The sequence below is a fragment of the Pseudomonas sp. GNP012 genome, assembly GCF_054343835.1.
In genome coordinates, this window is sequence record NZ_JBTGUU010000001.1 from 4519940 (window position 1) to 4532500 (window position 12561).

General features: G+C 58.9%; 9 protein-coding genes and 2 rRNA genes (1 of these 11 running past the window's edge). 4 read left to right on the forward strand and 7 right to left on the reverse strand.

Annotated elements, in window-relative coordinates; all coding sequences use genetic code 11:
* Positions 1–4 precede the first annotated feature (4 nt).
* Positions 5–409, forward strand: a complete 405-nt coding sequence (locus ACXX83_RS20390) for a serine kinase/phosphatase (protein ID WP_458549443.1) — start codon at positions 5–7, stop codon at positions 407–409.
* Between the two features lie 112 nt (positions 410–521).
* On the opposite strand, the gene rimI is transcribed toward ACXX83_RS20390, so the two are convergent.
* Together rimI and ACXX83_RS20400 are read right to left on the reverse strand one after the other, a co-directional pair.
* Complete coding sequence (gene rimI, locus ACXX83_RS20395; protein WP_007978046.1) at positions 522–974, reverse strand: ribosomal protein S18-alanine N-acetyltransferase; 453 nt, start codon at positions 972–974, stop codon at positions 522–524.
* Complete coding sequence (locus ACXX83_RS20400; RefSeq protein ID WP_458550218.1) at positions 967–1713, reverse strand: energy transducer TonB; 747 nt, start codon at positions 1711–1713, stop codon at positions 967–969. The genes rimI and ACXX83_RS20400 overlap by 8 nt, the downstream gene beginning before the upstream one ends.
* A gap of 220 nt (positions 1714–1933) precedes the next feature.
* On the opposite strand from ACXX83_RS20400, the gene mksB reads away from it, so the two are divergent.
* From mksB to mksF, 3 genes are read left to right on the forward strand one after another with little or no spacing between them, the layout of a single operon-like run.
* On the forward strand, positions 1934–3214 hold the full coding sequence (gene mksB / locus ACXX83_RS20405; RefSeq protein ID WP_217836367.1) for an Mks condensin complex protein MksB: 1281 nt from the start codon (positions 1934–1936) through the stop codon (positions 3212–3214).
* Positions 3204–3905 (forward strand): Mks condensin complex protein MksE, encoded by a 702-nt coding sequence (gene mksE / locus ACXX83_RS20410; RefSeq protein ID WP_007978043.1) that lies wholly within the window; start codon positions 3204–3206, stop codon positions 3903–3905. The genes mksB and mksE overlap by 11 nt, the downstream gene beginning before the upstream one ends.
* Entirely contained in the window at positions 3902–6742 is a 2841-nt protein-coding gene (mksF, locus tag ACXX83_RS20415) for an Mks condensin complex protein MksF (RefSeq protein ID WP_102701500.1), read from the forward strand. The genes mksE and mksF overlap by 4 nt, the downstream gene beginning before the upstream one ends.
* Before the next feature lie 225 nt (positions 6743–6967).
* Here the strand turns inward: mksF and ACXX83_RS20420 are convergent, their stop codons facing one another.
* The 5 genes from ACXX83_RS20420 to ACXX83_RS20440 form a co-directional block, all read right to left on the reverse strand.
* Entirely contained in the window at positions 6968–9271 is a 2304-nt protein-coding gene (locus ACXX83_RS20420) for a PqiB family protein (RefSeq protein WP_458549444.1), read from the reverse strand.
* Positions 9264–9887 (reverse strand): paraquat-inducible protein A, encoded by a 624-nt coding sequence (locus ACXX83_RS20425; RefSeq protein WP_015096842.1) that lies wholly within the window; start codon positions 9885–9887, stop codon positions 9264–9266. Before ACXX83_RS20425 ends, ACXX83_RS20420 begins: the two co-directional genes overlap by 8 nt.
* The gene (locus ACXX83_RS20430) at positions 9874–10533 is read right to left on the reverse strand and encodes a paraquat-inducible protein A (protein ID WP_015096843.1); all 660 of its coding nucleotides are present in this window, start codon (positions 10531–10533) and stop codon (positions 9874–9876) included. The genes ACXX83_RS20425 and ACXX83_RS20430 overlap by 14 nt, the downstream gene beginning before the upstream one ends.
* Before the next feature lie 145 nt (positions 10534–10678).
* Positions 10679–10794, reverse strand: a 5S ribosomal RNA gene (gene rrf, locus ACXX83_RS20435).
* A 169-nt stretch (positions 10795–10963) separates the two neighbouring features.
* Positions 10964–12561: ribosomal RNA gene (locus tag ACXX83_RS20440) — 23S ribosomal RNA — on the reverse strand; it runs 1296 nt beyond the window's last position.

Below are 12561 nucleotides of genomic sequence, written 5' to 3' on the forward strand. Positions count from 1 at the left end.
TGCCATGAATGATTCACGACGTCCGTACGATGCGGTGCAACCGGAACCGGTCGATGATAACGAAGACCGCATGGGCTCGGTGCGCGAGCTGGATTTCGACACCGAAGAGCCCAGCGCCAGGATCGGTGACGAGCTGCCGGAAAACGAGCGCGAACAACTGATGCCACCCCGCCGCGGACGTGAAGCAGGCCTGACGGGCGCCTCGACCGGCGACCATCAACCTACCGACGACGACCTGAGCCCGGAAACCCTGATCCGTGAAGACGGCGCCCGGGATGCTCATGAGGCGGGCAATGATAAACGCGCGGATTGGGACCTGAGCATCGTCGATGAGGACGATATTGGCGGTGGCAATGGCCTGGATGAAGCGGAAATGGCGCGACGCGATCCGATGGACGGCAAGCGATAGTTTTTAGTGTCTGTTCAGCCGCCTTCGCGAGCAAGCCCGCTCCCACAGGGGAATGCATTCCAAATGTGGGAGCGGGCTTGCTCCGGGCGGCGATCCGGCGAAGCTTTTAAGCTCAATCGACCAATGTGCAGGCCATGACCACCGCATCTTCGCGACCGCCCACCGCCGGGTAGTAATCCCGGCGTCGGCCGATTTCGTTGAAACCATAACGCTCGTACAGTTTGAACGCCGCAGTATTGCTGTCGCGTACTTCCAGGAAACACTCCCGGGCGTCGGCCTTGTAGGCAATCGACATCAAATGCTCCAGCAATGTCAGCCCCAGGCCGCGGCCCTGGTTTTCCGGCTTGACCGTGATGTTCAGCAGGTGCGCCTCGTCGAGGATGATCTGCACCACACCGTGGCCCACCTGTTGCTGGCCTTCGAACATCAGCCAGATCTGATACTTGCCCAGGCCGTCGAGGAAAATTCCGCGGGTCCAGGGATGGCTATAGGCCGCGTACTCGATTTTCAGCACGGTTTCCAGGTCCGCCTCGGTCATCGGGCGAAACGATACAGCGTCACTCATTCGATTCTTTCCAACGCGCCATCAGCCGACGCATGGCTTGCCAGACATCAGCCTTACGCTGTGGCTCTTCCATTAATAATTCCAGGCCCGGTACCGCCCAGGCCGAGCCCAAGCCTTCGATCTGCAACTCGCGATTGAACGCCTCGGCATCCGCTTCGCCGGCAAAACGCACGGCGGGCAGGCCGATCAGCCACAGGCAGGCGCAGGGCGTTTCTTCCATGCGCACCGATAGAAAACCTTGCACGAAGTCGCGGGCCGCTTCCGGGCCCTGATCCATCGTGCCACGCACCAGCAGCGGCCAGCGCACCGGCTCGCCAACGATCTGCGGGCTGTCCGGCAGACCGGCGGCGCGCAGCATGTCCTTGAGCAGCAGATAAGCGGGGTCGCGGGTCTGGAAGGATTCGCCTGTGGGTAACTCCACCAACAGCAGGCAACGCCCGGCCCGCAGCAACTGCAGGGCGAAACGCGGCGGCGGCACGACCGGTGCCTTGACCACGACGGGGGCCTCTTCGGCCTCCTCCACCGGTTTGGCACCGGTGCGGGTGCTCGCCAGCGATGGTCGCGGCACCTCGATCTTCACCCGCTCGGCCGGTTTGACCACAGGCGTCACGGGCGTCTCAGCCACGACAGCCGGCACGACAGGCGCGGCCTCGGCTGGCTCGGGTATCTCCAGCAGCTCGGGCCGCGACGGCGCAGCAAAGGGCAATTCGGTGCGCGGCAGCCAGTTGACCACCTGCATGGCGTTCAAATAAGCGCGACGACGGGACTCGATAAGCAAAGGTCGGCCACTTGTGGATAACTAAAGTGCGCTGATTCTACCGCCGTTCACACAAGATCGCGCGCTGTTGATCGATAGACTTCACGGACAGAAAAAACAACAGCCCGTCCCGAGAGTGAATCGCATTGCCCCCGATGCAGTACAATCGCTGCTTTTAATCGCCAACCAGCCGGCCATTCCGATGATCGAACCCAAGCGCGTCTTGCGCGCCCTCGCTGAACACTGGGCACTTCTGGAGCCACTGTGCGAGCACTTCGACCAAGGCACACTGAGCCTCAACGAACTGCGCACGCAACTGGCCGCCCAGCAACTCGACAGTACGCCGCAGGACATTACCAGCCTGCTCGACGTGTGGATTCGCCTCGACATCCTGGTTCCCGTGGCCAAAAGCCCGAACCGTTTCGAGCTCAATGCGCAGATTCACGACTTCCTCGCCTATCTGCGCCGTGAACACCGCCTGGGCCTGTGCCTGGAGATCGAGGCCTACCTGCGCCACCTTGAGCGTCTGGCCGGCTATATCCAGGACGCGTTCGACATCCGCGACGGTAATGACCTGGCCCGCCAGTTGCGCCTGCTCGACATGCGCGTGCGTGACGTGCTGAAAAAACTCGATAACGACGAACAGGCACTGGTGGCCGTCGCCGAACGGGCGAAAACCAGCGACCGGCAGATTCCGTTGCGCCAGCGTTACGCGGAAGTGCTTGCGACCTGGGACGAATACGTCGAGCCGATGATTGATCTGGTGAACGCCGACGGCGCCTTCGAACAAGGCGTGCGCAAGGTCGAAACCGTGCTGCTGAAGATGCTCAGCGAACAGCAGCGCCTCGGCCACCTGGTCGACGACGACATGCTGCTGCGCACCCACGCGCGCATCCTCGAAATGCAGACCAGCGCCCAGCTGACCCTGCGCCATGCCCGCGAGCTGCTCTTGCCGTTGCGTGAAGAGGCCCGCCGGCACAACGCCGTGACCCGTGGCGCGGCACTGGCCCTGGCCGCCATCCGGCGCAAGGGCATCGATGCCGTACCACAAGCGGCGATGCCGCTGTTCACACGGCCGCAAAGCACTTTCCTCGGCAGCGCCAGTCAGGTTGAAGCCTACGTCTACGCGCTAGCGCGTTTCGAACCGAAACCGGCGCGTTTCCCCAAGGCGCACAAGACCCAAAAAGGCGGCGATGCGCCACGCGCGCCTCGCACGGTTCGGGAAATGCTCGAGCGCTGCGAAGACGCCCTGCCGATGCCGGACCTGATGACCTGGTTGCTGGAGCAGGAACCGGACGGCGCCACCGACGAATTGCTGTACTGGTTCTCGCGCCTGTCGCGGGAAAAACGCTTCAAGCGCGAGCGTCTGGAACGTCGCGAATACCTTACTCACGAGCACCAGGTCAGCCTGCGCTCCTTCGCCCTGCTCTCGGTCAGCGATGACGCCGCCGAGAATTCTGCGAGCATTCCTCATGCATCTTGATCTATCCGAACTGTCCCATCTGGCGCCGATCTTTCGCGAGCTGTTCAAGGGTTACCACGTCAGCCGCCGCGATCCGGAGCTGTACGCACAGTTGTCGAACTTTCAGGACCAATACCGCACGCTGTTCAAGGCACTGGGTTTTGAACTGGTCTGCGACACCCGCGGCTTCTACTACTTCGTGCCGGACCTCGCGGCAGCGGCGGTGAACAAGACCGCCCAGCGCCTGGCGCTGTTCACCTTCATCCTCGTCGAGCACCTGGCCGACCAGGGCCGCGACCCGATCTCCGTGCTCGACGGTGGCAGCCTCGGCCGCGATGAGCTGCCGTCGCTGCTGGAAAAGTACCGCGACCTGTTCATCCAGGCCGAAGTGCAGACCCAGGACGAGCTGGAAGAAAAGATCATGCGCCGCATGACCCAGCTCGGTTTCGCCAGTGAAGAAAACGGCGTCTACCGTTTCCTGCCGCCGATGCACCGTTTCCTCGATGTGTGCCTGTCAGTGCAGCAGGACCGCGATCTGGCCGCCAGCCTGCACAGCGTCCTGCCGTTGCCGGTACCAGTGCTGATCGATGAAGACAGTGACGAAAAACTGCTGCAGACCGACGATCCGCTCGACTTGAGCGAATTCGAAAGTGAAAGCGAAGAAGACGCCCTGGCCCGGGCCATTGCCGAAGAACAGGAGCTCGACGCATGAGCAAGGAACGTTACGGCATCCGCCGCTTTGCCCTTTTGAACACCGCCGGCTACAGCCTCGGCCTGTTCCCGCTGGAAGAGCCGCTGTCGGTCTACGGCGCGAACAACCTCGGTAAATCCGCCTCGATCAACGCCTTGCAGTTCCCGATCCTGGCTCGCATGTCGGACATGAGCTTCGGCAAGTACAGCCTGGAACAATCCCGGCGCTTCTACTTCGCCTCGGACACCAGCTACATCCTGGTCGAAGTCAACCTGCCCCACGGTCCGCACGTGATCGGCGTGGTCGGTCGCGGCCCCGGTGGCGGTTTCGGTCACCAGTTCTTTGCCTACGCCGGCAAGCTGGACCTGGCCCACTACCAGAAAAACGACACCTGCCTGCGTCAGAAAGAGCTGTTCACCAACCTTGAACGCGAAGGCCTGAAAGCCTACGAACTCAAGCCGGACGAACTGCGCCGCTTGCTGGTCGGTGGCCACACCTCGATCCCGCTGGACCTGACGCTGATCCCGCTGCGCTCCACCAGCGAGCAGAGCCTGAAGACCTTCCGCGCACTGTTCATCAACCTGCTGCACATGCGCGAAATCACCGCGGCCAAACTCAAGCAGCTGTTCCTCGATGCCTTCGAACACAGTCTGCGATCCGGCAGCGTTGATTACATTGCTGCGTGCGAAGAAGCCTTCCGCGATGTACGACGCATGGAGCAGGACTACAACTCGCTGGTCGCCGCCGGCCCATTGGTCGAAGCGCTGGCCAACGGCGTGAAGCAACGCGACATTCTGCGCGGCAAACTGCACCGCATCTCGCCGCTGCTCGACTCATTGCTGGGCACCTGGTCTGACTACGCCAGTGCGCGCAAGGAAGAGCTGACCATTCAGGCCGAGCACTACCGCAACGAGCAGGACGCCCTGCAAAACGATCAGCGCGGTGGCACTCAGGAACTGATGCGCCTGGAACGGGAAATCACCGGCATCCAGCGTTGGCTCGGGGAGCTGTCGGTGCTCAAGCATCGCTTTGCCCTGGTCGATGACGTCAAGGTGCTGGAGCAGCAACTGCTGGCCGCCAAGGACGCCCACGATGAACTGGCCGGCGCCCTGGCGCAGTCTCGTCAGTTCAGCGCCGAAGACCTCGACGAGCGCCTGCGCGACCTGGAAAAACGCCTGAAGTCGGTCAAGCAGCAGCTCGATCACGCCGACAACAACAGCTACGCCCGATTGCGCGAAGAGTTCTCGCAGCAGGACGTCGAGCGCCTGATGCGCCTGTTCAACAGTGCGCTGTTCAGCCTGCCGCTGGGCGAACATGGCATCACCCTCGACGAAAACGGCGACTGGGTGAAGTCCGTGGAGCTGATCCTCGACGGCTTCAAAGGTGAGCGCTTCGAAGTGCCGGGCCTGTCCATCGACATCTCGCACATCGAACCACCGGCCTTGCAGGCCCTGGCTGACCGTGCGGCCCTGCGCGACCAGAAAGAACGCCTGGAAAAAGAACTCAAGCAACTGAAAACCCAGCAAGCCGTGGCTGCCGACCGTGCCGCGAGCAAGACCCAGACTGAAGTGCTGTACCAGCAAGTGCTGGATGCGCAGAAAGCCCTGGAAGACTTCCGTCGCGCGCAAACCCTGAGCGCCGAAGAAGGTGACAAGCTGGAACAGATGGCTCAGATGGAAGCCGCACAGGACGAATTGAAACGTTCCAGCGATGCCTTTACCGAGCGCGTCCAGCAACTGTCGGCCAAGCTGCAACTGGTCGGCCGGCAGATCGGCGACATGGAAGCCAAGCAACGCACCCTCGACGACGCCCTGCGCCGCCGTCAGCTGTTGCCGGCGGACCTGCCGTTCGGCACGCCGTTCATGGACCCGATCGACGACTCCATGGACAACCTGCTGCCGCTGCTCAACGACTATCAGGACAGCTGGCAAGGCCTGCTGCGGGCCGACGGCCAGATCGAAGCGCTGTACGCTCAGGTACGCCTCAAGGGCGTGGCCAAGTTCGACAGCGAAGACGATATGGAGCGTCGCCTGCAGCTGTTGATCAACGCCTATGCACACCGAACCGACGAAGCCCTGACCCTGGGCAAGGCTCGCCGTGCCGCCGTGACGGACATCGCACGGACCCTGCGCAACATCCGCAGCGACTACGACAGCCTCGAACACCAGTTGGCGCTGTTCAACCGCGAAATCAACAAACGCCAGGTCTCCAACCTGCAAAGCTTCCGCATCGTGCTCGCGCCGAACAAAGAAGCGCTCAAGCACATCGACCAGATCATCCACAGCGCCGGTCAGTACGAGGAAGGCGAAACCCTGTCGGTCTTCGACCTCAGCCAAAGTGCCGAGCAGGACAACAAGAACGAAGAAGCCAAGGAATACCTGGCGCGACTGGTGGCGGCGAACCACAACCAGCTCGGCCTCAAGGACTTGTTCGAGCTGGCGTTCGAGATCACCAAGGTCAACGGCCAACCGGTGATTCACACCGACATCGACGGCGCCGCGTCCAACGGCACCACCATGACCATCAAGGCGCTGACCAACATGTACTTGTTGCTGCACTTGATGGACCGTGACCAGGCCGGTCGTGTACGCCTGCCGTACTACCTCGATGAGGCCGCGGACATCGATGAGAAGAACCAGGCCGCCTTGCTGGAAACCAGCTTGCAACTGGGCTTCGTGCCGATCCTGGCGAGCGTGAAGCCGCAGGTCTGCGCCAGTGTCGCCATCGACCTGGAAGGCGGCAGCGGCCCGGCCGGCATCTACATCGACGAGGCAGACTGGAAGTACATCCGTCGTCATGATCAGGTGAAGGCGACGGTCAATGAACAAGCGGATGAACCGGAGCTGGATGCGGTCTGAGGCTTGAATCGAAGGCAATAAAAAGGCCGCGGTCCAATGGATCGCGGCCTTTTTCATAGGTGTGTCAGTTTGCTTTGCAGTGAACTTCAGGGCCTCTTCGTCGGAACGCCGCCCGGGGCAAGCCCGCTCCCACATTTGATCGCATTTCTTCAGGAAAAACCCAGTCCCCTGTGGGAGCGGGCTTGCCCGCGAAAGCGTCATCACTGACGCCACAAAACCCTCAGACTATTTACCCAGCGAAATCTTCGGCGCCCAGGTCAGCCATTCCTCTTCAAATTTGTCGAACAACGCGAAGGTCTGCTCCGGTCGCGCCGGGCTGCCCATGCGTTCGCCGTCCGGCGTGGCGAAGGCGACACCGCCCTGAATCATCGTCTCCAGAGATTCAGTGCGCACCGTTGCACCTCTGAACAGTCCGACATCGAAGTCGAAACCGCTGGTGTTCCAGAAGCGCGTACCGCTACGCACCAGCGGCGCGTACTTCGGTTCGATCAGGATATGGATCAGGACACGATCGGCGGTCTGTCCCAATTCATAACCCGTTACCTTGCCCACCGTGATTTCGCGATACGTTACCGGCACGCCGGCCTTCAGCGAACCGCGACGAGCGGCGCTGAGCACCAGACTCAAACCGTCTTCACGCTTTACAGCTTCAGGCGGGCTGGCCAGGGCCATGAAGCTTTTCTGCGGTCCCAGATTCTTGGCAGCCGGCATCACTTCGATGTATTGCCCGGTCACCAGGGTTTCAAGGTTCGATGTCTTGATCAGTCCCAGTTCAGGCTTTACCACCCAGAACTGACTGCCGACCCGGGCGATGCGCTCCGGCACTTCCGTAATCCGCGCGGTCAGCAGCACCGATTGCAGGTCGTCACTCAGGTCAACGTCTTCGATCTTGCCGACATCCAGGCCCTTGAAACGAATCGGCGTGCCCGTACGCAATCCATCGGCGCGATCTACCTTGATGGTAATCACCTCGCCCTTTTGCGTGGCGTCGTCATGGCTGGCGAACAAGCGGAAACGTGGAATGCGCTTTTGCAGCGGCGCCTTGGCTTCCGGGGTTTCAAACGCGATACCGCCGGCCATCAGGCTTTGCAGCGATTCACTCTTGACTTGAACCCCACCGGTCAGTCCACCCGTGAGCGTGATGCCGCTGGCATTCCAGAAGCGTGTCGAGGCGTTGACCAGATCCTCGTATTCCTTCTCGATATGCACGCCGATGATCAATTGCTTTTTGGTGCGCGAAAACTGATAGCTCTGTACCGAACCGACCTTGACCTGCTTGTAGAGAACCGGGCTGCCAACTTCCAGCGAGCCAAGGTTTTCGGTGAACAACACCAGGTGCAGGCCGGGCGCACGCAGATCCAGGGGTGGCGCCTTGGGCCGCGCCACGAATTCGCGTTGCGGTGCGGCACCCTTGTCGCCAGGACGCACAGCGATGTAGTTGCCTTTTACCAACGCCTCGAGACCAGTAATCCCGGCGAGAGAAATCGACGGTTTGACCACCCAGAACTGCGTGCCGTCGACCAGGTAATCTTCGGCCAACGGGTCCATCGTCAACTCGGCGGTGGCCCCGGACAGATCAGGATCGACCTTCAGCGCCTTGAGGTTGCCGACCTGAATGCCTTTGTACATCACCGGCGTACGACCGGCTTGCAAGCCTTCGAAGTCGCTGAGCTTGACCTTGACCCGGATACCGGCCGCCGCTGCATCGAAGTCTTCATACAGTCTGAACGGAAGGCTTGGGTCGGTAGGCGGGCTGTCCTTGCGGTTTTCTGGTGTAGCGAACGCAATACCACCGGCGACAATGCTGGCCAGGGATTCACTGCGAACCTTCACACCCGACAGATTGGCATCGATGCTGATGCCACTGGCGTTCCAGAATCGTGTGTGTTTGCGTACCAGTTTGGCGTAGGTCGGCTCGATGAAAACCTTGAGTTCAACGGTGCTCTGGTCTTCGGAGAGCACATAGCTCTTGATCTGCCCTACCTTGATCTGTTTGTAGAACACCGAGCTGCCGCGGTTTAGCGAGCCGAGGCGATCAGCCTTGATGGTCAGGTGCAGACCGGGCTGGGCATCGGAGAGTGGCGGTTCCTGGGCCAGGGCCTTGAACTTGCGAACCGGTTCACCCTCGCCCGGACTGATCGCAACGTAGTTGCCCGAAACCAGCGTCTCAAGACCGGTAATCCCTGCCAACGTCACGCTCGGCTTGACCAGCCAGAAACGCGTGCTGGTGCGCAGGTATTGCTCTACGTCCTTGTTCATTTCGATGCTGGCGATCACGCCTTTGGAACTGCCTTCGTCATCGAGCTTGAGGCTTTTTACCTTGCCGACCGACATGCCTTTATAGACAACTTCGGTCTTGTTGGCCTGAATACCTTCGCCACTTTCAAAGCGTACCTGAATCTCGATACCGGTCTCGTTATAGGCACGCCAGCCGAGCCAGCCGCCGATGATCAAGGCGATCAGGGGCAACACCCAAATGGCAGACCAGTTCGAAGCCGGTCGGGTTTTCGCTACAGGCAAATCAGTCATGGTCGTCGTCCGACTCCGTGTTATCCCAAATCAGTCGGGGATCAAAAGTTACTGCGGCAAGCATCGTCAGAATCACCACCGAGGCGAAAGCGATGGCGCCAAGATTGGCTTCGATACTGGCAAGCCGCCCAAAATTCACGACCGCCACGAGGATGGCAATCACAAAGATATCGAGCATCGACCAGCGGCCGATGAATTCAATGAAACGGTACATCCAGATACGCTGGCGAGCCGAAAGGGGCTGATGGCGCTGCACGGAAAACAGCAGCAGAGCAATGCCCACCAGCTTGAAAGTGGGCACCACGATACTGGCGATAAACACCACAGCCGCAATGGGGAACATGCCGTAGTGCACCAACTCGATCACACCCGCCATGATCGTGCTGGGCGCGCCTTTGCCGAGGGAGTTCACGGTCATGATCGGCAGCAAATTGGCCGGTATGTAAAGAATGGCGGCGGTAATAAGCAATGCCCAGGTACGCACCAGGCTATTCGGGCTGCGGGCATGCACCAACGCTCCGCAGCGAGTACAGACTTGCTCGTCGGTATCAGCTTCCTGCCTGTTCAATTCATGACATTCCTTGCAAATCAGAATGCCTGCATCAATCGCCCGCATGGGCATCCTCTCCTGATAGCGCTTGCCAGATCTGGTGAGGCGACATTACAACCTCCAGCCAGACTTGAATCAGCAATAAACCAATGAAGCACGCCAGGCCGAGGCCGACGGTGATGGCTGCCATATCTGCCAGTTTGACGATCGCCACCAGCACGCCCATGAAGTAAACCTCGAGCATCCCCCATTCGCGTATATGGTGATAAATGCGATAGAGCAACAAACCGTAGCTGCGCCCGACATCAAAACGGATACTCAACAATACGGCCAGTTGGCACAGCAGCTTGAGCAGCGGGATCCCCATGCTGCACAGGAATACAATCACTGAAACGCTTTGCATGCCCGTGTCAAAAAGGGCGACAACGCCGCTCCAGACAGTGTCTTGCGAAGACTGCCCGAGTAGATGGAGCTGCATGATGGGTAAAAAGTTCGCCGGAATAAACAACAACAAGGCGGCTATGACCAGTGCGAGACTGCGCTGTACGACGTTATACCGATTGGCATAAAGCTCGTAGCCGCAGCGCGGGCACAGGGCTTTTTCGCCATGGGCGAGTTCTGGCTTACGCATGAGCAAGTCGCACTCATGGCAGGCAACCAGATTTTCCAGTGGTAATTCTGACAGCTCTTTGGCGTCAACCGAATCCGGCATAAGCGCTCTGACTCTGAAAAAGTTGGACCTATTCTAGTGTCCCGGGACAAAAATAACTGCGCCAATTTGTGCTCGATTGAGCATGCTTTTTCTACGCCAAAAACAAAACCCCAACTGCTTTCGCAATTGGGGTTTCGGAATTTAATCTTGACGATGACCTACTCTCACATGGGGAAACCCCACACTACCATCGGCGATGCATCGTTTCACTTCTGAGTTCGGGATGGGATCAGGTGGTTCCAACGCTCTATGGTCGTCAAGAAATTCGGGTACTGAGTCGTGGCCAGACGGCCTCGCTTCAGCAAATTGGGTATGTGACAGCTCGGTGTTTTGTGAGTCTTTCGAACTTTCGGTTCGTTTCGTCTTCACACACCGCAATCTGGTCTCTTTCGTCTTTTCAACTAGGAGCATCAAATTGCTTGGGTGTTATATGGTCAAGCCTCACGGGCAATTAGTATTGGTTAGCTCAACGCCTCACAGCGCTTACACACCCAACCTATCAACGTCGTAGTCTTCGACGGCCCTTCAGGGAACTCAAGGTTCCAGTGAGATCTCATCTTGAGGCAAGTTTCCCGCTTAGATGCTTTCAGCGGTTATCTTTTCCGAACATAGCTACCCGGCAATGCCACTGGCGTGACAACCGGAACACCAGAGGTTCGTCCACTCCGGTCCTCTCGTACTAGGAGCAGCCCCTCTCAAATCTCAAACGTCCACGGCAGATAGGGACCGAACTGTCTCACGACGTTCTAAACCCAGCTCGCGTACCACTTTAAATGGCGAACAGCCATACCCTTGGGACCGGCTTCAGCCCCAGGATGTGATGAGCCGACATCGAGGTGCCAAACACCGCCGTCGATATGAACTCTTGGGCGGTATCAGCCTGTTATCCCCGGAGTACCTTTTATCCGTTGAGCGATGGCCCTTCCATACAGAACCACCGGATCACTAAGACCTACTTTCGTACCTGCTCGACGTGTCTGTCTCGCAGTCAAGCGCGCTTTTGCCTTTATACTCTACGACCGATTTCCGACCGGTCTGAGCGCACCTTCGTACTCCTCCGTTACTCTTTAGGAGGAGACCGCCCCAGTCAAACTACCCACCATACACTGTCCTCGATCCGGATAACGGACCTGAGTTAGAACCTCAAAGTTGCCAGGGTGGTATTTCAAGGATGGCTCCACGCGAACTGGCGTCCACGCTTCAAAGCCTCCCACCTATCCTACACAAGCAAATTCAAAGTCCAGTGCAAAGCTATAGTAAAGGTTCACGGGGTCTTTCCGTCTAGCCGCGGATACACTGCATCTTCACAGCGATTTCAATTTCACTGAGTCTCGGGTGGAGACAGCGCCGCCATCGTTACGCCATTCGTGCAGGTCGGAACTTACCCGACAAGGAATTTCGCTACCTTAGGACCGTTATAGTTACGGCCGCCGTTTACCGGGGCTTCGATCAAGAGCTTCGCGTTAGCTAACCCCATCAATTAACCTTCCGGCACCGGGCAGGCGTCACACCCTATACGTCCACTTTCGTGTTTGCAGAGTGCTGTGTTTTTAATAAACAGTCGCAGCGGCCTGGTATCTTCGACCGGCGTGGGCTTACGGAGCAAGTCCTTCACCCTCACCGGCGCACCTTCTCCCGAAGTTACGGTGCCATTTTGCCTAGTTCCTTCACCCGAGTTCTCTCAAGCGCCTTGGTATTCTCTACCCAACCACCTGTGTCGGTTTGGGGTACGGTTCCTGGTTATCTGAAGCTTAGAAGCTTTTCTTGGAAGCATGGCATCAACCACTTCGTCACCTAAAAGGTAACTCGTCATCAGCTCTCGGCCTTAGAATCCCGGATTTACCTAAGATTCCAGCCTACCACCTTAAACTTGGACAACCAACGCCAAGCTGGCCTAGCCTTCTCCGTCCCTCCATCGCAATAACCAGAAGTACAGGAATATTAACCTGTTTTCCATCGACTACGCTTTTCAGCCTCGCCTTAGGGACCGACTAACCCTGCGTCGATTAACGTTGCGCAGGAAACCTT